The sequence below is a fragment of the Methanobrevibacter boviskoreani JH1 genome (assembly GCF_000320505.1).
Taxonomy (GTDB): Archaea; Methanobacteriota; Methanobacteria; order Methanobacteriales; family Methanobacteriaceae; genus Methanarmilla; species Methanarmilla boviskoreani.
In genome coordinates this window covers 14,399-39,136 of sequence record NZ_BAGX02000020.1, presented here as the reverse complement: position 1 = coordinate 39,136, position 24,738 = coordinate 14,399, and the positions used below count along the sequence as shown (strand labels likewise).

Sequence of the window (24,738 nt, the reverse complement as noted above, 5' to 3'; positions counted from 1 at the left end):
ATACTTTTTAATTTTATTAATCCAATTCAAATTTAACTTTTCTTATTTATCGAATGAAAGGAATTTTTTTATTATTCTGTTAAATGTCTATTTTTATCTATCAAATATAACTTAGGGTATTCTTGTGAGCAATGTTCAGATTACATGTAACGATTGTGGATATGGGATTAATGATTCCGATAAAATTTTCTATATAGAAAATAATCCGGATAAACTTGTAGAAACAAGTATTAATTTCTATCCTAATATCTTAAAGTATGAAATTCATGGAAGGGTTTTCACATCTTATTGTAATAGCTGTAAAAGTATTGTTAAATTTTATATTATTGAAAAATCCAATGAAAATTCAGATGATCTACTCAGTTTAATCAATGATTTATCAGATAAACCTTCTAAGGTTTTTACAATAGAAAACAATCCATTTATAAAAACTAATGAATATGGATTTTTTAAGGAAGTTTATGATAAGGATTCTAAAATAGAATGTCCTAAATGTAATGGAGAAATTCCAATAAGAATATCTCAATTGGAATATTGTCCTAAATGTGGAAGTAATGCTTTAGATAAATTTATACCATGTATTTTTAAAGACTAATTATTGATTTTCCAAGAGGGTGATGGAATGGGTCAATCTACGGTTTATTTTTGTGAGGATTGTGGATTTGAAGTAACAGAAACTAGTACCATATTCTGTTTGGATTTTGAATCTATGAAAGTAGAGGAATTATCTTTAGGTATGTGGGCCTCTAATTTTATTGCAGGTAAGGTCAATGGACATGTTTATATTACTTATTGTAATAACTGTCAATCTATGGTTAAAAGATTTGTTATCTCTGAAAATGAATTTGGAATAAATGAAGGGGAAATAGCTAATTTTATTTTAGATAACTATGAGGGAAATGAGCTTATAACAGTGTCTTTCATAAATGGTGATTCTTTTGAAGAATATCAAATTTCTGATAATTTGAATGGTCAATTAAAATCTAAAAAATATGGTGATCTTATTGAATGTCCTAATTGTGGTAAAAATATCCCTAGTTCCTTTTCAAGATTTAAAAACTGTCCAAAATGTGGAAGTAAAGATTTTATAATAAGATCCTCAGTGCTTTTTGACTAAAGCTTTGTTATTTAAATAGTTTAGTAAATGTTTTTCATTAAAATTTAAATTACTGGGATTGTATGGATTTTATTTTATTATAGTTTATATTTAATAAATTTTTAATTTTGTGTTTAAATTAAATAAAAAGTGAAAGTATGATTTGTGTATTGTCTGGAGGAACCGGAACTCCAAAATTGATTCAAGGTTTGAAAGAAGTTGTAGATTTAAAGGATTTAAGTATTATTGTAAATACTGTGGAGAATAATTATTTCTCAGGGGTATATGTAAGTGGTGACATTGATGTTGTTCTTTATACTTTAAAAGACATGATTGACGAGGAATTCTGGTATGGCATTAAGGGAGATACCTATATCACAAGCGAATATCTTGAGAAAATGGGAACCCCTGAGAAGATTAGGATAGGAGATAGAGATAGGGCTACTATGATTCAGAAAACATTAATGTTGGAAGAGGGTTACAGCTTATCTGAGATAGTCGATATTCAAAGAAAATATTTGGGTATTGAATCTAAGGTCATTCCTATGAGTGATGTTGATTCTGACATTGTTATTGAAACAGATATTGGTCAACTTGATTTTCATGAGTTCTTAATAGAGAAACAATGTAAACCTATAGTTAAAGATGTGGTTTACTCTGATGTTCCTCCCGCTCCAGAACTTATTGAAACTATTGAAAAATCCGAGATGGTTATTATTGGACCATCTAATCCAATTACTTCAATCATGCCTATTGTATCTATTGATGGTGTTAGGGAAGCTTTAAGGGACAAATATGTTGTGGCAGTATCTCCTATTGTAGGCACTGAACCTGTCAGTGGTCCTGCAGGTAAATTTATGAATGCATTAGGTTATGATGTATCTGCAATTGGTGTTGCGGAGATGTATAAGGACTTTGTAGATAAGTTAATCATAGATAATGAGGATAAGGACTTGTCTTTAAAAATTAAAGATATTGTGGGGGATGTTGGAGTAACTAACACTATGATGAAGTCTTTAGATATTAAAAAGGATTTAGCTAATTTTATATTAAAGTCTAGAAATGATTAAATCAAAAATTTTATAGAACTTAGGTTTATTTAAAAATATTTTATTTTTATTAATAACATTTCTAGATTTTACAAAATCATTTATTAAATATAAACTTTATGAATTTAGCTTTAACTAAAATAATTATATACTATAAATATTATATAATTATTAACGGTGAATAATATGATTCAAATGACATTGATACAAATTGATAATTATGGTCCTTGGACAGTAACTCCAAGACCTCGTAATGAATCTGACCTTCAAATTTTACAGTCAGAGTTATTTGCAGATGTACAAAGACAATTTGCAACTAAAAAAGGTCTTGTATTCTTTACAAGGTTTGACAATATGTTGGCTATTACAAATGGTATTAATAAAGAAGACCATTTAAGAATCCAAAGATCTATTAGAAATAGATATCCTATAACAATTAGTATGGGTGTTGGTGCAGCAAAAACACCTCATGAAGCACAAAGATTAGCAACTATGGCTTTACAAAAAGAAGGTGGGGCACAGTCTTCCGATAGAAAAGAGATATTGGCTATCGATTCCCTTGCTAATGAGGATGAGGGTTATGTTCAAGTTGCACATGTTGATATTAATAGTGTCACTGAAACCTTAACAGATAAGGAATCTGCTTTTGACACTAATTTTATGGTAAATAAAGCACAACATTATTTAATGACTAAGTTAATTAAAAGGGGATCTTTATTGTTCTTCATTGGTGGAGATAATTTTATGGCTCCATGTAATGGATTATCTGAACAAGATATTATTGATATATTAAAAGAGATTGATGAAGAAATAGGAATTACACTTAAAGCAGGAATTGGTCGAGGTAAAAATGCTGAAGATGCAGCATATATGGCTGATTTAGGTTTAAGAAAAATTAGAAAAGGTAATAATGCAAAATGGACTGAAGTTATTGAAAAAGGTTGCTAATTAAACCTATGTCATATTATTCCATTATATTATTATTTTTTTCATATGGCTTTTTTTTAAATAATTTTTAAATTCAATTAATAAACTAATTTTTTTTAGGAGCGTTTTATTTATTAAGGTTCTAGCACCGATGGCAGGAATTAATGATGGTGACTTTGCATTAAAATTAATCCCCTATGGATTTGATACGGTAACATTAGGTGGATTTAATGTTGACGAGAAAACGATTGATGCAGGTTATAAAATAATTCAAAGGGGAAGGGCTGAATTTAATATACCTCTTAATCAAGTTTATCAGTATATTGAAAAAGAGAGTTTAAAGATTAAACAATATGATGATAACGTCAAGGTTTCCGTTAATCTTAGATCTACTCAGACTAAGAATATTATAGATATTAGTAAAATACCTTCCGTTGATATAGTGGAAATAAACTGTCATTGCAGACAAGAGGAATTGCAGAATATTGATTGTGGTCAAGCAATGCTTAAAAGACCAGATTTAAAGGATTATATTAAAGAGATCTCATCTAAAAGTAAATCAGAAGTATCTGTAAAAATGAGGGGAAATGTTGATGGGGTAAATAATCTAGAAATTGCTCAGTTAATAGAAGATGCAGGTGCTGATTATCTTCATTTGGATGCTATGAAAAATGGTGTTTTCAAGGCAGATTTAGATTTGGTCAAAAATATATCAGAAAATACTAATATTTATCTAATTGGAAATAATTCTATTAATAGTCTAGAAAAAGCAAGGGAAATGTTAAATGCAGGTGCCGATGGTTTTTCTATTGCTCGTGCAGCTATTAGTGGTAAAATGGATTTTAATCTAAAAGATCTTTAAGGTTTTTCGATTCACTATTATATTCTAACTTTAACATCTTTTTATAAATTCGACTCTATTTTATTTTGATATCTTTTTATTTGCTTTGTTTTGTTTATTTTTCTTAAGAATTATTGTTTTTATTTAATCTTTGATTTATTATTTTAAATTTATTTATTTGATATTTAACGAACTTTTTTTTAAAAATAATTAAAATTTTTATTAATTTGTCAATTTTCAAAATTTTATAACGGGGTTATATTAAATTGATTTTTTTAAATTTTAATAATACTATTGTAAATCTTTTATAAGATATTTTAAATTCTTTAATTTAATTATATCTTGATGTATATTTTGTATTTCCTATTTTTTTCAATTTTTAGAAATTTTAATTTTTTCGATTTTTAGAAATTTTTATAAATAAGAATATTTAAAGTATATGTAAGAGAAATTATTATAGATTATATATATTTTTTTCTAGTGATGATTATTTTAATAATTATAGGTATTAAAAGGTGAATCAATGAAGTTTATTACTCTTAAAAATATAAACAAATCCTTTAATGGTGTTCAAGTTCTTAAAAACATTAATGTTGAAATAGATGAAGGTGAAACACTTGGAATTTTGGGACGTAGTGGTTCAGGTAAATCTGTTTTAATTAATATGTTACGTGGTACCAAAGAATATGCTCCAGATGATGGAGATGTAATTTTCCATGTTGCAGTATGTCCTGATTGTTTACATGTCGAATCCCCTTCAAAAGCCGGTGAAAAATGTCCAAAATGTGGAAAAACACTTGAATCAAAAGACATTAATATGTGGGATACTGATAGGTTACAATATCATGCCCTTAAAAGACGTATAGCTATTATGTTACAAAGAAACTTTGCTTTATATGATGAGGCAACAGTTATCGAAAATGTACTTAAGGCTATGGATGATGATGACAATGAACATTATGAGGAGAATTTATACAGGGCTATAGATATCTTAGATAAAGTTGAAATGAGTCACAGAATCACCCATATTGCACGTGATTTAAGTGGTGGAGAAAAACAAAGGGTAGTATTATCAAGACAGATTGCTAAAAATCCTATGTTGTTCTTGGCTGATGAACCTACAGGTACTCTTGATCCACAAACAGCAGAAACACTCCATGAAAACTTAAAGGAATCCGTTAAAGAAAATGGAATTACTATGGTAATTACTTCTCACTGGCCGGAAGTTATGGAAAAATTAGCAGATAAAGTTATCTGGCTAGAAAACGGAGAAATCTATAAATCCGGAGAACCTACAGAAATTGTTGAGGAATTCTTAAAGATTGTGCCTTTACCTCAAAAAGTCGAGGATCATGAAATTGGCGGTCCAATTATAAAGATTGATGATATTAAAAAACATTATTATTCAATTGATAGAGGTATAGTTAAATCTGTTGACGGAGTGACTTTGGAAGTTAACCAGGAAGAAATTATGGGTATTGTAGGATTAAGTGGTTCTGGAAAAACTACTTTGACCAAAATGATTGCTGGTTTAACTGATCCAAGTTCAGGTAAAGTCGAGATCAAAGTTGGTGATGATTGGGTAGATATGAGTCAACCAGGTCCAATGGCTAGAGGTCGTGCTGTTCCATATATCGGTTTGTTACATCAGGAGTTTTCATTATACCCTTATAGGGATGTTCTTGGAAACTTGTCCGATGCTATTAGTTTAGAATTGCCTGCAGAGTTTGCTAAGATGCAAGCACTTCATGTACTTGAATCTGTAGGATTCTCACAGGAGCAATCTGCAGAAATATTAAATAAATATCCAGATGAATTAAGTGCCGGTGAAAAGCACAGGGTGGCAATTGCTCAGGTACTTATTAAGGAACCTAATATAATTATTCTTGATGAGCCTACAGGTACTATGGATCCAATTACAAGGGTTATTGTAACTGATTCTATATTAAAAGCAAGAGATGAACTTAAACAAACATTTGTAATTGTTTCTCACGATATGGACTTTGTTTTAGATGTATGTGACCGTGCGGTTTTAATGAGAAATGGTCAAATAATAAGTGAAGGAACTCCTAAAGAAATTGTCGGAGAACTTACTTCATCTGAAAAAGAGGACATGTTAAGAAATCAAGAATAGAATGTTTAATTTTTAACTTTTACTTTTTTTTAATCTATTACTATTTTTTATATTCTTTTAAAATTAATTAATAATTTGAAATTTAACAATAATTTTATAAATAAGTTTAAAATATAATTAATTATGTTTTTAATATTATGAATGATTGCTTGGTAGATTATTTATTAGAAATTTTAATAAAGATAAATGGAGTTTATCTAGGTAATCTTTTAGTGGATTGTTTATTGTTTTAATAAATTATAAAATATATGATGAATTAATTTAAATTAATTAAATAAATCTTATCTTAATGATTGTTAAGAGTTTTTTGGAGGAATTAAATGACTTGGGAAAATGCACCGTCACATATTTGTAGGGGAGGAGATGTAAGAGGATTAGCTTTTTGTTGTCCTCCAGTTAAACCATGCCCAATTTTAAATGCATTAAATGAGGTAGGTATTACACCACAGGAATATATTGAGATAAAAAATAAATATGCAAAGGAAACTAGATTGGGGGAAGGACCGGGAACCTGTTTCGGTTCTTTAGTCTGGTGTTGTAAACCTTCTAAACCATGTCCTTTAAGGGATATGTCTATGCGTAGCATTGACATGAGTGTAGATGAATATCTTACATTGAAAAAACAGATGGCAGAGGAAATTGTTGGAAAGGGCAATAAATCCAATGATAATGAAAATGTAGAGGCTCTCGTTCATGCTTTTAACATAGATTCTAATCAGGCTGAAAAAGTATTAAATGATTGTAACAATGATTTAAGAATGGCCGTTAAAGTTTTAAGGGTTAAAGAGTTAAAGGATGAGGTTGAAGATTAATTGTATTAATTTTTTTTATTTTTTTTAGAAAAATTTTATATTAAGTGTTTGTTATGGCTTATTTAAGTCTTTATTTTGATGTTTCTGATAAGAATGTTTTTATTTTAGGAACTGGTGAGGTGGCTTGCCGTAGGGCTAATAGTTTTTTGGATAAAAATGCTAATGTTGTTTTGGCAGGTGACAGTTTAAATTCCGAAATTCTTGATAAAGGGGCTCGACTTGTTAAGATTCATACAAATATTGATGATGACGAGAATTATGATAAATATTTTTTGGAAAATAAGAATATTGTATTGTCTGAGGTTAATAAAGCTGATTTTGTAATTATCGCAACTGGTGATTATGCCCTTGCAGATTATACCTCCTCAATATCACAGAACAAACTTCTTAATAGGGCAGACAATCCAAGTTCTGGAAATGTTATAGTTCCCACTAGTTTTTTCATTGGGGATATTGAATTTTCTATCTATACCAGTGGTAAAAGTCCTCTTATGGCTAAAACATTACGTAAAAAGATTCAATCTATTGTCAGTGACGAGGATATAATGGAGATTGAACTTCAAGATTTTGCAAGAAAGCTTCTTAAATCTAAGGTAAGTGATTCAAAAAAACGTAGGAAAATATTGTATGAAATTTTGGATGATCCTAAAATCAGGGATTTGTTAAAGAATAAAGAACTGAACAACGCTAAAATCGAGGTTAAATCTTTTATAGATGATTTATAATATTTTTATCCTTTTTATTTATTAACTAAAATAATAAAGTTTTTTAATATATTTTTTCAAAAATAGAATTATATTTTTTATTTTATTCTAAAATCAATTTTATGGGGAATTTTATTGATTATTAATATTCGTGTGGATTATAAGTTAACCGATATTCAAACAATGGAAAGTGTTTATACTGATTTAAAAGAACTTTTCAATAAATTCAAAGACAGATTTGTTATTACAGAATATGTTGAAATCTCTACTTGTAATAGACATGAATTTTATATACACTCCGATGCTTTTGGTATTGAAGATATAATTGATTCAAATTCTGTAAATGATAATCTTATAATTGAAACTGGTGAAGATTCAGTTTTTCATTTATTTAGGTTAAGTTCCTCTTTAGAATCTATGATTGTTGGTGAAGATCAGATTTTAGGTCAAATCAAAGATTCTAAAAAGAAAGCAGAGAAGGAAGGTCACTTAGGTAAGGTTTTAGATACCTTGTTTACAAAGGCAATACACGTAGGCCAGGAAGTAAGGCAGAAGACAAACATCAATAAAGGCCATATCTCAATGGGTTCCGCTGCAGTTGATCTTGCAGAGGAAAATCTGGGAGATCTTCAGGATAAAATTGTTCTTATAGTTGGTGCAGGTAAGATGGGTTCACTTGTAGCTAAGGCATTAGCTGAAAAGAGCCTAAAAGCCATTGTTGTTGCAAATAGGACTTATTACAGTGCCACTAAATTAGCTAAAGAATTAGGTGGAAATGCTATCTTCTTTGATGATTTATATCAATATCTTCCTATTTCTGATGTAATTATAAGTGCAACAGGTTCACCTCATACCTTGATTGATAAGAAAAGAATTATTGATGCTACAAATAAGATTAAAGAAGATATTGGTAAGGATTATTCTAATCATAAAACGGTAATTATTGATATTGCTAATCCTCGTGATGTTTCAGAAGATGTAAAGGACATCGGAGTTAAACTATTTAATATCGATGACTTAAGGGGAATTGCTGAAAGGACTAAACTTGAGAGGAAAAAAGAAGTTGAAGAAGCGGAAAAGATAATCGATTATGAATTTGATTTACTTAAAAATTCATTTAAGTTAATGGAAGTTGACAATATTCTTGCCGATTTAAGGTCATCTATGGAAGAGATACGTCAACGTGAATCTGAAAAAGCTATTGTTAAGTTGGCTGATGTAGATGGTAGTGTAAAAATCATTGATAATTTAACAAATTCAATAGTTAATAAAATATTTTTTGATATTTCAAAGAATATTAAACAAGCTGCCCGTAATGGTGATGAAGATTTAATAAGGGCTGCGGAAATATTCTTTTTAAAAGAGAATCAGTAGTTATTACTCTTTTTTTATTAATTTTAAAATAATTGTATTTATTATAAAGCCTCTAATTTTATATTTTATTTATTATATTAAACTTTATAATTTTAAAAAAAAGTATAATTTTAATTATGGGATACTATCATAATTTTAAAAGATTCCTATTATTAAAATACTGTGGGTTAAAAAAAAAGATGAGTTAATTATTAACGTTTTTAATTTAATAGACATTATTAAAAAAAGGATAAAATATGTATTTATTCATACATATTCTTAACTTCATTTACTGTTTTTATTTTTGATTGTTTAAATGCATATTCAATATCCCTCATGTCAATTGTGGTTTTGTCATTTGCAATTGCATGGTGTAATGCGGTTTTTAAGATTTTTTGTTTCAAATCTCTTCCAGACATTCCTTTACTCATTTTAGCAACTTTGTCTATGTCAATATCTATGTTGATAGGAATGCTTGTAATATTGTTTTCCAGAATTCTTTTCCTTTCATTTAGATTAGGTAATTTAAATTCAATTTCCTCTTCAAATCTGCTTCTTACCGCATTATCAATAAATTGAATATTGTTGGTGGCACCAATTGTAACTACACCTGTATTTGGATTAATTCCGTCTAATTCAGTAAGCAATGAATTAACAATCTCAGAAACATCTCCTCTTAATGATTGGTATTGTCTGTGAAGTGCTATTGCATCTATCTCATCAATAAATATTAATGAGGGAGCATGTTTTGAAGCATTTTCAAATAAATCATGTATTTGATGTGCACCATCTCCAACATGATCACCAATTAAACTTGTCGCTTTAACTAGATATAATGGAATATTAAGATTTGATGCAAGTGCCTTTGCAAGCATCGTTTTACCAGTACCTGGAAGTCCATAAAATAATATGTTTCTTGGTGCCCATTGACCAAATTTCTCAGGTTCTTCAACATATTTCTTAATAATCTTCACTTTGTTCTTAGCATTTTCCTGGCCTATGATGTCATTAAAATCTATATGGTACTTTTGAGGTTTAATTTCCTGTGAAGTTTTTATCTCATCAATTACTTTAATATGAGTTTTTTCAGTAATAATTGAATTGTCTGGCTGAGCTTCTATAATTTTAAATCCATAATCTGGTATTATTTTTTGATCAAATAAATATGAATTCTTTTTAACTTCTAAACCTAACCACTGCTCTTTAGCGTATTCCTCAAATAATTTTTCATCAGAAATTTCAAGTGGTGTAGCATCAAGTAAATTAAAGTTAAATGGGTATCCTACAGGTTGTATTTTAATTTTTTCTGCTTCAATTTCATCTAATGTAGGGGTGTTAACTTTTTTAACATTAGTAACCTTTATCTCTTGTGATTTACTTTTTGATTTCAAAAAATACACCTACTCATTTCTATTTTTAAATTTTAAATCAAAAAATTCTATTTTAATTTCTGTATGATTTAAAATATTTTTATAAAAATTATTATTTATGCTATTTATCTATTAAACTTAATGGTTTAGTATTCTTAAATTTTTTTTAATAATCCATAAAAAGGATTAAATTTGAAAAATTAGGGGTTTATTAAAATATTTATATTAAATAGATTGTTTATCAGGTTATTTAAAATTAAAAAATTTGAATTATCTATTATTTTAGCTATCTATTATTAATTATGGGATTTATATTTAAAATCTGTTTAAATAGGGATGTGGAAAGTTTATAGTAAACTTTCATAGATTTCTCTCATTTTAATTGCATCCTCATCTAGTTTGGGTGTTTCACATATTATTGTAGCTTTCCATCCATAGTCAATTAGGTTTTGAAGCAAATCCTCAATATTAGGACCATATTCGTCATTCTCCTCTAGAGTGTGGTGTCTTTTTTCTCCCTTGTTTGTATATTCAATTGTTGTAAAATGACAATGTAATCTTTCAATATTGAGATGGTCCTCTAATTTTGAGAAGATTGAATTATAATCTTCTTTCCTATTTAATATTCCTTCACCTCTTGCATGGACATGTGCAAAGTCTATAGTTGGTTCGAAATGCTCGAGATTTTCACACATGTGGATTATCTCATCAACATTTCCAAGCTGTGATTTCTTTCCAGTTGTTTCTGGAGCAAATGTGTAATCTTCAAGTCCTTCCTCTTCGCATTTTTTAAGTAATCCTTTATACCCATTTTCTGCCTTTTCAAGAGCTAAACTAGGACTTTGTTTTGTATAGTATCCTGGATGAAAAACTAATCTATATGCTCCCATCCATTCCCCAACTTGTCCACATTTAAATAGACTTTCAATGGATTTTCGGATTTTATCATCCTCTTTAGCACACATGTTTATGTAATAAGGACAATGCATGGAAACTTTTACTTTATTTCTTTTAGAGTCTGCTTTAAGTTTTTTAGAACTCTCCTCGCCAATTCTAAGTCCGCGGCCTGATTGATATTCATATGCATATAGTCTTCGCTCATTAAGATAACCGCATGGCTCATATGCCTTGCCTTTATATCCTTTAGGTTTTCCTGCAGGTCCAAATATTACTTTATCCATAAAAATCACTAAATTGTTTAAAAATTGAAAAAAAAGAATTAATTAAAAATTAAAAAACTAAAAAATCTATAGAATCCCCATAGCTTCATTGGTTTTCTTAATAGATTTTTCATTATCTGATTCCATCTCAAGCATTGCACGTATACAATCAACATTCTCAGGAACAACATCTGATTCTTGGTGTACTGCTTGCATATAGTAAAGCTCGTTATCAACTACATTAATTGATTCTTTCCATACTGGAATCTCATATAAATCATTTCTACTTCTTCCAAGTTCTTTTGCATATTCCATTAATTCTGCAGTGGAGCCAAGTCCCATACTTGCCTCTGCAAGAATAACTCTTGATCTTTTATCAAGAACATCAATAATATCATCGGTGGAAACCTCATTATTTAACTCCACCATAATATTATGTTCATGCATTAATGTTGTTGGTACAAGAAGGGCCATGGTGGTAATATCGATGCCTTTCATTACAGTTCCAACATCAGGGCCATGGTGTGAAGGAACTTTAGGTGGGTTTGGTACTATGGAATTAATAGGTCCTTTTTTAACTTCATTTGGATCTGCTCCACGTCTTACCATAACTGCTCTAACCTTTTTAATATCTGCAATTTGGCTTATCGGATATAATGTACGTGTGAGACCGGTGGTGTTACAAGATACAACACGTGAGTAATCTGCACCATATGACTCATCATAATTAGAGAATGAATTAAATGATATTCCAGTTAGATCATGGTCTTCTCCACCTTGATATATTGCCTTTGTACCTGCTTTCTTATATTTTTCAAGATTGGTTCTTCCGACCTTACCTGGTGTACAGTCAACTACAAGATCTGCCTCCTCAATCATATCATCAACAGTACCTGCAACTTCTATTCCTGCATCTTTAAATAATTGTTCTCTTTCAGGTATGGCCATATATAAATCATAACCCTTTTCTATAGCAGCACGAGCTTCAAAATCAGGTTTTGTTTTACATACACCAACAATTTTCATATCATCTTGAGCTGAAACTGCATCAGCTACTCTTTTTCCAATTGTTCCAATTCCATTTACAGCAATTGATTTCATTTTTAATCAGTCCTAAATTATAAACTATTTTTAATATTGTATTAAAAAAGCTTTAAAAATTAATTAATAATATTATATTTTATTAATAAATTAGTTAAAATATTTTTTGATAATATTGTAGAAAAATTAGATTGCTTTTAAATGAAGATTATCATCTTTAAAAAATAGTATTCCATAATAATATAAATTATTATGGATTTAAAAATCGTGTTTTTATTTGTTCTTTAGCTATTTGCTAAATTATAAACTTATTAGTTGGTTTAATATTGTATTTATGCTGTAATCCTACAATTATAAATCTGCACCCATTTCTCTAAGTTTTGTTGGGAAATACTCATCAATAACATATTCAAGACCATACTTGGAGAAAGATTGCTGCTCTGCTTTTTTCCCGATTTTAAGCATCTTTTTGATTTCAGTCTGCCAGAAATCAGTTTGATATCTTGGATCTTTTGCTAATTCCTTAAGTCTCATTACATCCACATCTTTTAAAGGATCACTTGGAAGATCATATTTAATAATATCACTGGCAGTTACTCCCATGAATTTAGCATTAGGTGTTGCAAGTTCATGGTTTACATGTGCAAGCTTAGCACTACCTGAGATAATTACCTGTCCAATGTGGAAACCCCATGGATCTCCATCGTTACAGATATAGACTGGAAGACCTAATTCCTCATTAACCCTTTTAATGAATCTTCTTGTAGCACGAGCCGCTTGACCTTTAAGTCCTATGATTAATGTATCAAATTTATCATATGCATGTTCCTGGACCATACGGTGGAACATTCCCATGGTTTCTACAGCCATTACCCTTTTCACATTGTCTCCTAAAGCTGTAAATTCAACTTCATCAATGGTAGGTGAAATTGTATAACCAGATTTTCCAGCTCTAAGTGCGTTAATCTCTACGCCATCATCTTCTAAGGTAATGTCTCCATAAACTGATGCACCGTCCTCTTCTGGCATAAGCCCTAACTCTTCACGGGTGGTACCTAACATAACTTCCAAATCTTCTCCAACAGTGTTGGATTCTTGTTGTGTGTTAAATTCAACACCCCAACCTTCACTAATATAATACATTTCCCTGATGGTAGCAGTCTTTTCTCTTTGAACAAGATCCTTACAGAAATTAGCAGTACAAACCATCTGGCCTAATTTTCTAAGTTGCTTAACATTACCCATAGATCTTTTACTGTATCTATCGCCTAATACATAGTATCTTTTATCAGGGTCATAGTGGATATTACCGGTTCCTCTGGAAGGTACTTTTAATGTAGGAATCTTATCCTTTGTAACATCATCGATAATATCCTGACCAAGATATTTGAGTTTGTTATAGGTGTATTCTTTACGTTTTTCTTTAGGCATGTGTTTTTTTAGTGGTTGTCTTTCCTCATCAGCCATATTTATTCACCTTCTTCTTTAGCTTTTTTAGCTTTTTTAGCTTGTTTTGCTGCTTCTTTAGCTTCTTCCTGTTCTCTCATTCTTTCTTCATAGATTAAATCATCTTCTGAAACTGCAAATCTTTGGGAAGATTTTTCTTTTTTGAGGTTTGATTGCTCCTCATCTACTGCATATCCGTATTCGTCAAGTTCCTCCATGATAAGAGCTTCGTCTTCCTCTTCCTCTTCTTCCTCTTCAGGAACTTCACCAAGTAACTCTGCAATAGCTCTTTTAGTAACTTTTGATAGAACCTTGGTGTAGTCTGGAACCTCGACCTCACCAAGCGCAGCGGATTCTTCAATGATAACAGGTACAATCTCTTCAAATATTTTTGAACGCATTGCTTTTTCCTTATCTGCCTTTTTACGTTTAATATGTTTTTGTAACTTACGTGCAAGAGTCATTGTAGCCTGTCTTACCTCGTGTAAAATTTCTGGCTCAGGGGCAATACTTTGTTTTCCAGTTGATAGGTATGGAATCTGTGTGGAAATCATGTTTACAAATAATGTAATTGGTGAATTTTCAAAATCCTTAATTCCGTAACGTTTCCAATCAATACTTTTTAATGCTTCTGTAATAGCACAGCTTCCCTGATCAAAGGTTAAAGGTACTCTATTTGCAAATCTCATAATTTCGGATTTTCTCTGATCATTAACTAGACGTCCAGCTTCTCCACCATAAGCAATACCTGCTTCAATGATGAATGCTACACCACCCTTATAAGTTACAGGTTTTCTTGTAATGGTTTCTACAAATTCCGGCTTTAAGATTTGTCTAATACCCTTTTCAATCTGTTCACTTCCAATAGGTATAAGTCCATTACTTGGAGGAGCCATGAATTTCATTTTATCGAAGCATTTTACAATAGCTTCTGCTTCTTCCCATTTCATATCTTTCGGACGTTTCTTCATGTCAATTCCAGTCATTTCTCCAATTTCTTTAACTCTTTTACTTGACATTCTTGAAAGGGAACTGGTTAACATACTTTTGTAACTTCTTTTGTCGGTATGTTTTGCCATGAAATGAATATCATCTGCAGTTACTCCTTTTGGATGTGGTAATACCTCTTTTGGAAGTACAGGAACAACATCCGCTGCCCTATTGAATATGTATTTGTGTCCAGATGGATCCCTAAATGTAATCTTTGCATGTGGGTTTGCAATCATTGTTCTACGAATATATTCAAATGCTCCTTGTTCGGCCATAGAATAGGAAACATCCTTAAATTGAAGTTCAATACATACACCAGTATGATCTAATTTCACTTCTTCCCTGTCCATTAAAAGACCAACGTTCTTTTTAACATCCATTTTAAATTTAAGTTTAACTCCTTTAAGTTCACCGTCTTCCATATATCCTGAGATAACTCTTGCAGGTTTACCTGTAGTCATTTGTGATAAAAGTACACAACCACTACATCCTAAACCTTGCTGACCTCTGGATTGGATGTTTCTGAATTTAGAACCTGCAAACATGGTACAATATACCTTCATAATAAATGGTTCCGGAATACCTGGACCATTATCTGCATGTCTTAAAATATAATGTTCTTTGCTGACTCTTTTTAAGTCAATATTGATTTCAGGTAATATACCTGCTTCCTCAGCTGCGTCAAAACTGTTAGTAATTAATTCGTGGAAAACTATGGTTAAAGATCTGATTTTTCCAGAAAATCCTAACATCTGTTTATTTTTCCTAAAGAACTCTGATGGAGTTAATTCTTGAAAGTTTTCAAAGAGTTCTGATGCTTGTTGAGACAAATTGAACCTCCTTTTAAAAATTATTTATCTAAACAAAAGAGTATCTAATTTTTCGATAAGTCATAAAATCCAATAAAAAAGTAATCTTTTTATTTAAAAAAATTAAATTTAAATAAAATCTAAAAAAAATCATTAAAAAATTATGAAAAATTGTGTTATTTTACTCTTACATATACATATATTGATTTTTATATATAATATTTTTCATATATTTTTAATATTTTTAGTTTTATAATTATTAAAAATAATAGATGATATTACTATTACTATTTTAATTATGGTATCGAATTTATTTATAATAAAAATTATTACTCTTGTGTATGTTTAGATTTTTTTTATTAGTTTTTAGATAAAATATTCTATCAACTTTTATATATAAAGAATATTTCCAAGAGTATATGAAAACTAATATTTAAATCGATAATTCCTGTTAAAATTGTTTTTAGAGTTGAGATTTCGCTGTTTTTAAAAATAGTAGGTTTATTTGTTTTAATTTAAAAAATCTAATTCTTGTTGATTAACTTTAAAAAAATAGTGAATATAAAAATATTATATTCAGTCTAAATCGTCTCTAAGTTCAATTTTATCTTGGCTAATACCTATTGATTCCTTGAACTCTTTGACTTTTCTTTCACGTTTCTTATTTTCAAGGAAACTGTAAACGGACTTATGTCTTGAACCGTTTAATATCATTTCGATCGCTTCTTTTGCAATCATAATATTTTCAAGTTTACCAATTAGTGAAACGGTCTTGCCATAAACAGCCATATCGACATCAGCCATATCAACAATAATATCTTTGGTAACTCCCCCTCTACCAATTATTCTTCCTTTTTGTCTTGCCAATGCCTTCTTATTTTTTCCAACAGCCTCAGTTAATTTTAAAACTTCTAAATACATGTCGTCTTCTTTAAGTTTTAATGCTGTTTCTGGGTTAAAACCACGTCCAATAGCTTTAACAACATAGTTGGTTTTCCAAACACCTAAAGGATCTTCCATACTTTCCTGGGGATATATGGTCACTGTACCTTCATCACTATTGATATCGAGTATTGTGTTTAATGTATCTTCGATTGTTTTTTTAACAGAACCATCTTTTCCAATTAAAACTCCAACACGTTCCTGTGGGATTTTTAAATAATCAGTTTCTGCCATTTAATACACCTCTTCTAATATAAAATTAATCAAATCTAGATTTATTTATTGTTATATTTATTAATTTCTAATTGTTTCAAAATCCATCTATTAAATTTATCAATCTAATATGGGTTTAAAGTTTCATTTTTAAAATGCTAATCATATTTGGAATTTTAAAATTCTTTAATCGGATTTTAATTTTAAATATGATTCTAAATTATTTGAGAATAAGTAACTTAAGTAAAAAACATCTTCAATGATAATATTTTATAGTTTAAAAAAATCATTTTTTTAGGGATAGTAATTTACCGTCTTCAACTCCAATAGCAGTTTCAATCTCTTCTTTGCTCATCTGTGAACCTAATTTCCTGAAATCATTATATAGGTTTCCAATATCTCTTTTTAATAGTTCATTTGCTATGGGATTGTCTGATGTTACAGACTGTGAAACATCTATTATAACTGGTTTTTCATTAAAATTCATTACATTATATACAGATAAATCTCCATGAACTAGTTTCGCATCATTGATAAATTTGTAGGTTTCTTTAAGCAGGTCATCTAGAAATTTATCTACATCTTTAGGTTTTTGGTATTTTACAGTTTTAGCGGGATTTCCTTCCTCATCTCCAATAAATTCTAAAATAAGCACATTATTTAAGGAAGTTATCGGTTTTGGAACATTGACCTTTGCCTTGTATAATCTTTCAAGGTTCTTATATTCTTTATTTACCCATGCTGTGATTAATTGATGTTTATTATTAAGTCTTATTTTAAATCTAGGATCCCCATCCACATAGAAATTCATTTTTTTAAAATCAGAAGTTGCAATACGATAGATTTTTACAGCGTAAAATTCATCACCTTTAATGCCTTTTAATACATTAGCCTCCTTTCCAGTGCTTATCTCACCATTTAAAATATCAAGATAATTTTGATTGGCTAGTTTGTATAAGGTCTCAAGGGTTCTTTTATCAAATATGTCACTACCTACTTTTCTATCTTCATCTCCCTTTTTACGTTTTCTGGAGATGATTTTCTGGACTTCATCGTCGGCTTTGGCTATTTTATCTTTCATATAATCACATAATTTAAAAATAGTTAGGTAGTTTGAAAAATATTTTTATAAAAAAGAGTAAAAGAGATATTTACATTTTTAAATATCCTTTTCTTTCAAGCCAATTGGATTCGGTTTTGGTATATCTCCAAATAACATCAGCCTTTTCTTCACTTTGGAAATCCCATGGTTTTACAAGGATAACGTCACCTTCACGAATCCATATTCTTTTTTTCATTTTTCCAGGAATACGTGTGGTACGTATAAAACCGTCTGCACATCTAACTTTAAGTTTTCCATGTCCCATAATCTGTTCAACAACACCAGCTATTTCTCCATTTTTAGGTGTTCTAACCCTTCTGTAACTTTGTTGCTGATTATTGTTATTGTTCTTTTTATTTGCCAAGTATTTTCCTCCATTTCAAATATAATTTTTCCTAATAATTCATATAAAAATCAATTTTAATTTTAAATATATAGTATTAATATTATGTTCTTTATATTATAAAAAGTTATTATATAAATATTTTAATTAATTAAAATATCCAATTAATTGAAATTTAATCATGTTTCGAATTTGTTTTTATATATAAAAATTTATTAATTAATTCTTAATAATATGTATGTAGTGTAAATAATTTATTTAGAAGTTTTATTTTTATAAGTCTATATTAAATAATAAATCTATTAATTATTTTGGATAATCTTTTAGAGGTGTGATAATGGGAACTGAGTTTTTAAATATTAAAGATTCAGTAGATGCTAAAAATTTGATTCAAGAGTATTTTAATAAGTATTATGAACCAGAAGGGGAGGAAATTCCTATTGAAAATAGTAATGGCCGTGTGGTATTTGAGGATATCTATGCTAAAATTGACTTTCCTCCATTTGACAGGGCATTAAAAGACGGGTTTGCAATTAAATCAGAGGATAGTTTCGGTGCTTCTGAGGAAAATCCTAAGGTACTCAAGGTAATAGATGCTCTTGAGGCAGGTTCTTATTCTAAAAAAACTGTTGAAAATGGTTTGGCTGTAGAGATAAGTACAGGATCACCTTTACCTGAAGGTGCAGATTCTGTTCTGATGTTTGAATATTCACTAAAAAATGGTGATGAGGTAGAGTTGTATACTAGTGTAACACCTACTCAGGATGTTGGTAAGAAAGGGTCTGATGTTAAAGATGGTAATCTACTTATTAAAAAAGACACTGTTCTTTCTGCTAGTAAAATTGGGGTTTTAGCAGCTCAGGGATTTACAACTGTTAAGGTTTATAAGAAACCTAATATTTCAATCATTTCAACAGGCAATGAATTAACTGAATTAGGAGAGGAATTAAAACCTTCTAAAATATATGATGTTAACAGTTATATGATTAAAAATGCTGTTGAATCTATTGGCGCTAATGGAACCATAAAAGGTATAGTAAAAGATGATTATGATCAGTTAAAGTCTAAAATCTTGGAATGTTTAGAGGAATATGATATTTTAATATGTTCTGGAGGAACATCTGCAGGTGTTGGGGATGTTTTAAAACATGTTTTAGATGAGATCGGTGAGGTTAAACTTCACGGTATTGCAGTTCAGCCAGGTAAGCCTACTATCTTAGGGGTTATAGGTGAGAAACTAGTTATTGGACTTCCAGGAAATCCGGTATCTTCACTTGTAATATTTAATGTATTTGTTGCACCTGCGATTCGTTCTTTATTAGGTTTAAAAGAATCTTCTCTTAAAAAGGTGGAAGGCAAACTTACTAAAAGAATTCACTCTGCCATTGGAAGGGAACAATATCAACTAGTTAAATATGATGAGGGTAAAGTAGAACCTATATTTAAAGATTCTGGAGCTATTTTCTCTCTTGCCCGTGCAGATGGATATGTAAATGTATCTAAAAATACTGAACTTGTTGAAGAGGGAGAAATAGTTGAGGTAAATTTATTTAATTAAATCAATGGAGAATAAACTATGGAATTTGAGGAAAAGACAATTGACGATCAATTTATAGCAGTAATCAGTAATAAAGGAACACTTGAGGCTGCGGAAGTATTATTTGCAAAATTAGCAGGATGGTTAGAGGAAGAGGAAGTTGAAACTGCCGGAGATCCTTTCATGATATTCTATAAACTTCCTGAAAATACGGAACCTGATAAGGTTGTATATGATGTTGGAGTACCTATTAAGGAATTAGTTAAAGGTAATGATTTAATAAATACTGCAAATATGATTGGTCATAAGGTATTAACTACTATTCATAAAGGTGGAAGGGAGAATATCAAGGAAACATATACTGCTTTAGCTCAATATGCGGTGGATAATAATTATGATATTATTGGTTCACCTAAAGAAGTTTATATTAAGGGTTTTCTTGAAAAAACTGATGATAAACTTACTGAAATTCAGCTTCCAGTAATTAAAATGTAAATTTATTTTAAATATCTTTTTTCCTTTTTTTAGTTTTTATTGCCTTTTTAAACTTATTTTTATTTCAACATACATTTTTTTGATTCACGGATTTCTAATCTTCGCTCTCATTTTTTCTTATTGGTTTTTTAAACCTCAATTCTATAGATTGATATTTTGTTTATATTTTTATTGGAAATATGCTTTTTAATCAGGTTTTAAGATTTCATTATTATAAATTTTCTAATAAATATTATATATGATAAGAATCTAAATTAGTTGTAAGATATTTTTTACATTAGATTGAAGGAGGATTATTTTGATAAATGACTCGAATTTAGATAATGTCTTTACTGAAAATGACAATCAAGAAGCTTTTGACTACAAGGGGGAAAAGGGGATATTATCAAAAGTTGGATTTAGTTATTTCTTCTTACTTTTGATAATGTTCTTTATTCCATCAATATTATTGTCTTTTACATATAATCCCAGCAATGATTTAGTTTTAGCTTATAATTTCATTGGATTTATTGTAGGGGCAATTGTTTTACATTATTCAAGTAAAGGTATTCCTAATTCAAAAAATTCTAAAAAGCATGATTTAAGTCTATTGAAATATCTTGCATATTTTGTTATGGGTTATGGATTAATGATTTTAGGATATAGCATCTCAGGTTTTATTCAAGGATTGTTTATTAATAATGCCGTTAATCCAATTCAAACTTTCGAATCTTCAAATATGCTTGTAACCTTTTTATATGCAATATTACTTGGACCAATATTTGAAGAATATTTCTTTAGAAAGGTTTTAATTGACAAAATAAGTAGATATGGGGAATTGTTTGCAGTTTTAGTATCTGCATTTATGTTTATGATCTACCATATGAATTTCTATCAGTTTATTGGCGTGTTCTTAATGGGGGTAGTTTTAGGACATGTTTATGTTAAAACTAGAAGAATTGAATATACAATTACTTTACACCAATTAGCTAACTTCTTCGGATTGTTTGTTCCGATGTTAATTGGAACAAGTGTTTACGCAGGAATATTTAATTATTTCTGTATTGCTATAATGTTTTTAGCTGTTATATTATCTGCATATTTAATTTTAACAGTTAAATATGATTCTGGGGATATCGAGATACCTGAAAATAAAACATTTGGGTTTTTCTTTAAAAATGCATCTGTATGTGCTTTTATTATATTTGGGTTGTTTATAGGAGTTTTGAATTTAGGCGTTTTTGCCTAATTTCAAATTCTTATAATTTATAGTAAACATTCTAGATCCTAAGGTTTGATAAAACTTTTATAGGATTTTAACATTCCTATTAAATTTTAACTAATTTTGGAATATTTTCTATCAAAATAAGATTTTAATATCTTATTTTTTCTTTTTTTTAATTTTATTAAGTATTAATCAAATTTAAAACATGGGTTATAGTTTTTATTTGAGGATATTTTTTAATGTTTGGTTTTTATTGTCCCATTTCACTTTTAATTCCCTTTTATTTAAAAAAATAATTTCTCAATCAATTTAGGGTATATGGTTTTATTTTTATGATAGAAAGTATTAATTATTAATATTACTTATATTCAATTAAGATTATAATTTTTAAAGGGGTTTAAAATGGAATCCAGAAAGTTTATAACTGTGGTTTTAACTACTACCATGGCTTCATTTATTGTGGCTTATACCTCAGTTGTTCCAGCACTTGCGTTACCTTCAATTGCAAAGGCATTTAATTTAAATAACTTTATGCAAAACTGGGTAATTAATGCGTTTTTATTTTCTGTAGCTATTTTTGCAGTTCCGACAGGTAATTTGGCTGGAAAGTGGGGTCTTAAAAAATCATTTTTATTGGGAAACATCATTTTCTTAATTGGTGCTGTAATCACGTCCTTTGCATTTTCACCAATGTCATTGATTTTATTTAGGGCTTTTCAAGGTGTTGGTGCAGCACTTATTTATAATACCGTTATGAATATTGTTGCTGTAGCCATTCCTGAGGAAAATAGGGGAAAGGCAATTGGTATTGTTGTTGCTGGTGTTAATTTAGGTTTGGTGCTTGCTCCAACTTTAGGCGGTATATTAACTTATAACTTAGGCTGGGAAAGTATATTCTTATTTACAGTTCCATTTCTTTTATTAATCATTCCTATAACTTACCTTCTTATTTCCGAAGAGTGGAAAATAGGGGAAAATGATAAATTTGATGTTAGGGGCGGAATCCTTTGGATGATTACAATATTTCTTTTAATCTATGGATTTACTTCAATTAACCATATTGATGGAATTGTAATGTTAATTTCAGGTATCTTTCTTTTAGTTCTATGGAATTATTTAGAATTACGTGTTAAAAATCCAGTATATGATGTAAAAGTTTTTGAAGATAAAAGATTTAAATATGCAAATTTATCCTCATTTCTAATTTATATCGGTTCATACTTTGTAACCTATGTCTTAAGTTATCATTTACAGTATATCTTAGGATGGAATTCGGAGATGGCAGGATTGTTGCTAATGGTTACTCCAATTATACAGATTGTTATTTCCCCATACATGGGTAGACTTTCTGATAAAGCAAATCCTTTAAAAATTGCATCATTAGGTATAATATTAATAGTGTTCTCATTAGTAACACTTGACCTCCTAATACGATTGCCTGATTCACTTGTTATTATAGTTTTATCCATGATCTTTTTAGGTGTAGGTATGGGAGTTTACACATCACCGAATACGAATGTGATAATGAGTTCTGTAAAACCGGAGGATACTCCAACAGCATCTGTTTCAGTAACGATTATTAGGGTTATAGGTCAATCAACAAGTTCTTCACTGCTAATTATTATATTTACTATGATAATGGGAAGTGTGGAGATTATTCCTAAATACTATGGTTTATTATCTTTAAGTATTCACTGGACATGTATAATAGGTACTATCCTTTGTATATTTGCTTTGTTTGCATCTTTAATCGGATATAAATATTCTTTAAATATGAAAAATCCTTAACGGGATCTTTTCTATTTTTTTTATGGGGAAGTATGGGTTTCTTTAGATGTGGAAAATCCTAGTGGGGTTTTCTATTTTTTTTTACAAAACTTAATATATATATATTAAAATAAATAAAAATTTATATATATTTATTACATAATTATAATTAATGGCTTAAGTGTGGTGTAGATATGGGAAAGGATATTTTATATATTATATCAAGTCCTCGTAAAGGAGGAAATTCGGATTTATTGGCAGATCAATTTATAAAAGGTGCGGAGGAATCTGGTAATACTGTAGACAAATTATATCTTGTAGATAAAAATATGGGTTATTGTCGTGGTTGTATGGAGTGTGTAAAAAATGGGGAATGTATAATAGACGATGATGTATCTAAGATATTAGATAGAATGATTGCATCAGATGTAATTGTACTTTCAACTCCGGTTTATTTCTTTAGTATGAATAGCATTATGAAGACATTGATTGATAGAACAATTACAAGATATGATGAAATCACTAATAAAGAATTTTACTATATTGTAACTGCATCTATTGAGGATGAGAAATATTTAAAAAATACATTTAGGCCCCTTAGGGCATTTACTGATTGTTTGCCTGGTTCAATCCCTAAGGATAAAATCGCAGCAACTGGCATTACCGAGAAAGGTGCTGTGTTAAATAGTCCTGTATATGATGAAATTTATGAAATTGGCAAAAATGTGTAGTTTAAAAAGTTAAAAAGTTAAAGAATTTAAATAACTTTATTAAATACATTAATCATCAACTTATTTGAGAAAATCTTTATGGTCTTTATAATTTTAAAAAATATAATGTCTTTGAGGTGAGTACATGAAGATAGTTGTGTTAACAGGTAGTCCACATAAAAATGGTACAAGTTTTCTTCTTGCAGATAAATTCATTGAGGGCGCAGAGGAATCTGGTCATGAGGTATATAGATTTGATTCAGCATTTAAAGATTTAAATCCTTGTCTTGGTTGTAATCATTGTTTACGCCATAACTCTATATGTATACATGAGGATGATATGAGGGAACTTAACCCGAAACTTATAGGGGCAGATTTGATTGTATTCTGTACTCCGTTATACTATTTTGGAATGACTGCACAGATTAAAATGGTCATAGATAGATTTTATGCTAATAATTTAAAACTAATGAATGATAAAAAAGCTGTTCTATTAGCAACTGCGGCAGATAATCTTGATTGGACCATGAGTTCACTTGAGTATCATTATGAGACTATATGTAAATATCTGGGATATGAAAATAAGGGAATTATTCTTGCAACAGGATGTAATGTAAGAAGTGATATTGAGATGACTGATTATCCTAATCAGGCTTATGAGTTGGGAAAAAATTTATAAATATTGTTTGGAGG

At 29.4% G+C, this 24,738-nt stretch carries 23 protein-coding genes; 15 read left to right on the top strand and 8 right to left on the bottom strand.

Annotated elements, in window-relative coordinates:
- The first annotated feature begins 124 nt into the window (after positions 1-124).
- The 9 genes from ON24_RS04215 (at position 125) to hemA (ending at position 8,937) form a co-directional block, all read left to right on the top strand.
- Positions 125-595, top strand: a complete 471-nt coding sequence (locus ON24_RS04215; protein WP_040682064.1) for a hypothetical protein — start codon at positions 125-127, stop codon at positions 593-595.
- Between the two features lie 27 nt (positions 596-622).
- Positions 623-1,117 carry a hypothetical protein gene (locus ON24_RS04210; protein WP_040682063.1) on the top strand — a complete coding sequence of 165 codons (495 nt, stop codon included), beginning with the start codon at positions 623-625 and terminating at the stop codon, positions 1,115-1,117.
- 137 nt (positions 1,118-1,254) lie between these two features.
- Positions 1,255-2,166: a 2-phospho-L-lactate transferase gene (gene cofD, locus ON24_RS04205; RefSeq protein ID WP_040682062.1), complete on the top strand. Its 912-nt coding sequence runs from the start codon at positions 1,255-1,257 to the stop codon at positions 2,164-2,166.
- A gap of 165 nt (positions 2,167-2,331) precedes the next feature.
- Positions 2,332-3,093: a GTP cyclohydrolase III gene (locus ON24_RS04200; RefSeq protein WP_016359052.1), complete on the top strand. Its 762-nt coding sequence runs from the start codon at positions 2,332-2,334 to the stop codon at positions 3,091-3,093.
- 130 nt (positions 3,094-3,223) lie between these two features.
- Entirely contained in the window at positions 3,224-3,934 is a 711-nt protein-coding gene (locus ON24_RS04195) for an MJ0144 family RNA dihydrouridine synthase-like protein (protein WP_040682061.1), read from the top strand.
- A 502-nt stretch (positions 3,935-4,436) separates the two neighbouring features.
- Positions 4,437-6,047 (top strand): methyl coenzyme M reductase system, component A2, encoded by a 1,611-nt coding sequence (atwA, locus tag ON24_RS04190; RefSeq protein ID WP_016359050.1) that lies wholly within the window; start codon positions 4,437-4,439, stop codon positions 6,045-6,047.
- Between the two features lie 320 nt (positions 6,048-6,367).
- Positions 6,368-6,859 carry a methanogenesis marker 9 domain-containing protein gene (locus ON24_RS04185; protein ID WP_016359049.1) on the top strand — a complete coding sequence of 164 codons (492 nt, stop codon included), beginning with the start codon at positions 6,368-6,370 and terminating at the stop codon, positions 6,857-6,859.
- Positions 6,860-6,912: 53 nt separating this feature from the next.
- Entirely contained in the window at positions 6,913-7,584 is a 672-nt protein-coding gene (locus tag ON24_RS04180) for a precorrin-2 dehydrogenase/sirohydrochlorin ferrochelatase family protein (protein ID WP_040682060.1), read from the top strand.
- A 114-nt stretch (positions 7,585-7,698) separates the two neighbouring features.
- Positions 7,699-8,937 carry a glutamyl-tRNA reductase gene (hemA, locus tag ON24_RS04175; RefSeq protein WP_040682059.1) on the top strand — a complete coding sequence of 413 codons (1,239 nt, stop codon included), beginning with the start codon at positions 7,699-7,701 and terminating at the stop codon, positions 8,935-8,937.
- A gap of 242 nt (positions 8,938-9,179) precedes the next feature.
- Here the strand turns inward: hemA and ON24_RS04170 are convergent, their stop codons facing one another.
- The 8 genes from ON24_RS04170 to eif1A all read right to left on the bottom strand — a co-directional run bounded on the left by ON24_RS04170 (position 9,180) and on the right by eif1A (position 18,353).
- Positions 9,180-10,307, bottom strand: a complete 1,128-nt coding sequence (locus ON24_RS04170; protein WP_050553547.1) for an AAA family ATPase — start codon at positions 10,305-10,307, stop codon at positions 9,180-9,182.
- A gap of 326 nt (positions 10,308-10,633) precedes the next feature.
- Positions 10,634-11,467: a TIM barrel protein gene (locus ON24_RS04165; protein WP_040682058.1), complete on the bottom strand. Its 834-nt coding sequence runs from the start codon at positions 11,465-11,467 to the stop codon at positions 10,634-10,636.
- A 66-nt stretch (positions 11,468-11,533) separates the two neighbouring features.
- Positions 11,534-12,547: a phosphorylating glyceraldehyde-3-phosphate dehydrogenase gene (locus ON24_RS04160; RefSeq protein WP_040682057.1), complete on the bottom strand. Its 1,014-nt coding sequence runs from the start codon at positions 12,545-12,547 to the stop codon at positions 11,534-11,536.
- 291 nt (positions 12,548-12,838) lie between these two features.
- Positions 12,839-13,954, bottom strand: coding sequence for a DNA topoisomerase IV subunit A (locus ON24_RS04155; protein WP_016359043.1), 1,116 nt, complete (start codon positions 13,952-13,954; stop codon positions 12,839-12,841).
- A gap of 2 nt (positions 13,955-13,956) precedes the next feature.
- Entirely contained in the window at positions 13,957-15,753 is a 1,797-nt protein-coding gene (gene top6B / locus ON24_RS04150) for a DNA topoisomerase VI subunit B (protein WP_040682056.1), read from the bottom strand.
- 555 nt (positions 15,754-16,308) lie between these two features.
- A complete protein-coding gene (locus ON24_RS04145; protein WP_040682055.1) occupies positions 16,309-16,908 on the bottom strand; it encodes a KH domain-containing protein in 600 nt (199 codons plus the stop codon).
- A 265-nt stretch (positions 16,909-17,173) separates the two neighbouring features.
- Complete coding sequence (locus ON24_RS04140) at positions 17,174-17,968, bottom strand: serine protein kinase RIO (protein WP_040682054.1); 795 nt, start codon at positions 17,966-17,968, stop codon at positions 17,174-17,176.
- A 70-nt stretch (positions 17,969-18,038) separates the two neighbouring features.
- Entirely contained in the window at positions 18,039-18,353 is a 315-nt protein-coding gene (gene eif1A, locus ON24_RS04135; RefSeq protein WP_016359039.1) for a translation initiation factor eIF-1A, read from the bottom strand.
- A gap of 316 nt (positions 18,354-18,669) precedes the next feature.
- Between eif1A and ON24_RS04130 the strand changes: the two genes are divergently transcribed.
- The 6 genes from ON24_RS04130 (at position 18,670) to ON24_RS04105 (ending at position 24,724) form a co-directional block, all read left to right on the top strand.
- On the top strand, positions 18,670-19,890 hold the full coding sequence (locus ON24_RS04130; RefSeq protein WP_040682053.1) for a molybdenum cofactor synthesis domain-containing protein: 1,221 nt from the start codon (positions 18,670-18,672) through the stop codon (positions 19,888-19,890).
- A gap of 18 nt (positions 19,891-19,908) precedes the next feature.
- Entirely contained in the window at positions 19,909-20,364 is a 456-nt protein-coding gene (locus tag ON24_RS04125) for a GyrI-like domain-containing protein (protein WP_016359037.1), read from the top strand.
- A gap of 298 nt (positions 20,365-20,662) precedes the next feature.
- Positions 20,663-21,592 (top strand): CPBP family intramembrane glutamic endopeptidase, encoded by a 930-nt coding sequence (locus ON24_RS04120; protein WP_040682052.1) that lies wholly within the window; start codon positions 20,663-20,665, stop codon positions 21,590-21,592.
- A 378-nt stretch (positions 21,593-21,970) separates the two neighbouring features.
- The gene (locus ON24_RS04115; RefSeq protein ID WP_016359035.1) at positions 21,971-23,356 is read left to right on the top strand and encodes an MFS transporter; all 1,386 of its coding nucleotides are present in this window, start codon (positions 21,971-21,973) and stop codon (positions 23,354-23,356) included.
- Between the two features lie 173 nt (positions 23,357-23,529).
- Entirely contained in the window at positions 23,530-24,066 is a 537-nt protein-coding gene (locus tag ON24_RS04110) for a flavodoxin family protein (RefSeq protein WP_040682051.1), read from the top strand.
- A 124-nt stretch (positions 24,067-24,190) separates the two neighbouring features.
- The gene (locus tag ON24_RS04105; RefSeq protein ID WP_040682050.1) at positions 24,191-24,724 is read left to right on the top strand and encodes a flavodoxin family protein; all 534 of its coding nucleotides are present in this window, start codon (positions 24,191-24,193) and stop codon (positions 24,722-24,724) included.
- Positions 24,725-24,738 lie beyond the last annotated feature (14 nt).

What these genes read in the sequence shown, in the direction of transcription:
- ON24_RS04210 (WP_040682063.1), top strand. Translation starts at nt 623, where the DNA reads ATGGGTCAATCTACGGTTTATTTTTGTGAGGATTGTGGATTTGAAGTA.
- cofD (WP_040682062.1), top strand. Translation starts at nt 1,255, where the DNA reads ATGATTTGTGTATTGTCTGGAGGAACCGGAACTCCAAAATTGATTCAA.
- ON24_RS04200 (WP_016359052.1), top strand. Translation starts at nt 2,332, where the DNA reads ATGATTCAAATGACATTGATACAAATTGATAATTATGGTCCTTGGACA.
- ON24_RS04195 (WP_040682061.1), top strand. Translation starts at nt 3,224, where the DNA reads ATGGCAGGAATTAATGATGGTGACTTTGCATTAAAATTAATCCCCTAT.
- atwA (WP_016359050.1), top strand. Translation starts at nt 4,437, where the DNA reads ATGAAGTTTATTACTCTTAAAAATATAAACAAATCCTTTAATGGTGTT.
- ON24_RS04185 (WP_016359049.1), top strand. Translation starts at nt 6,368, where the DNA reads ATGACTTGGGAAAATGCACCGTCACATATTTGTAGGGGAGGAGATGTA.
- ON24_RS04180 (WP_040682060.1), top strand. Translation starts at nt 6,913, where the DNA reads ATGGCTTATTTAAGTCTTTATTTTGATGTTTCTGATAAGAATGTTTTT.
- ON24_RS04165 (WP_040682058.1), bottom strand. Translation starts at nt 11,467, where the DNA reads ATGGATAAAGTAATATTTGGACCTGCAGGAAAACCTAAAGGATATAAA.
- ON24_RS04160 (WP_040682057.1), bottom strand. Translation starts at nt 12,547, where the DNA reads ATGAAATCAATTGCTGTAAATGGAATTGGAACAATTGGAAAAAGAGTA.
- ON24_RS04155 (WP_016359043.1), bottom strand. Translation starts at nt 13,954, where the DNA reads ATGGCTGATGAGGAAAGACAACCACTAAAAAAACACATGCCTAAAGAA.
- ON24_RS04145 (WP_040682055.1), bottom strand. Translation starts at nt 16,908, where the DNA reads ATGGCAGAAACTGATTATTTAAAAATCCCACAGGAACGTGTTGGAGTT.
- ON24_RS04140 (WP_040682054.1), bottom strand. Translation starts at nt 17,968, where the DNA reads ATGAAAGATAAAATAGCCAAAGCCGACGATGAAGTCCAGAAAATCATC.
- ON24_RS04130 (WP_040682053.1), top strand. Translation starts at nt 18,670, where the DNA reads ATGGGAACTGAGTTTTTAAATATTAAAGATTCAGTAGATGCTAAAAAT.
- ON24_RS04125 (WP_016359037.1), top strand. Translation starts at nt 19,909, where the DNA reads ATGGAATTTGAGGAAAAGACAATTGACGATCAATTTATAGCAGTAATC.
- ON24_RS04115 (WP_016359035.1), top strand. Translation starts at nt 21,971, where the DNA reads ATGGAATCCAGAAAGTTTATAACTGTGGTTTTAACTACTACCATGGCT.
- ON24_RS04110 (WP_040682051.1), top strand. Translation starts at nt 23,530, where the DNA reads ATGGGAAAGGATATTTTATATATTATATCAAGTCCTCGTAAAGGAGGA.
- ON24_RS04105 (WP_040682050.1), top strand. Translation starts at nt 24,191, where the DNA reads ATGAAGATAGTTGTGTTAACAGGTAGTCCACATAAAAATGGTACAAGT.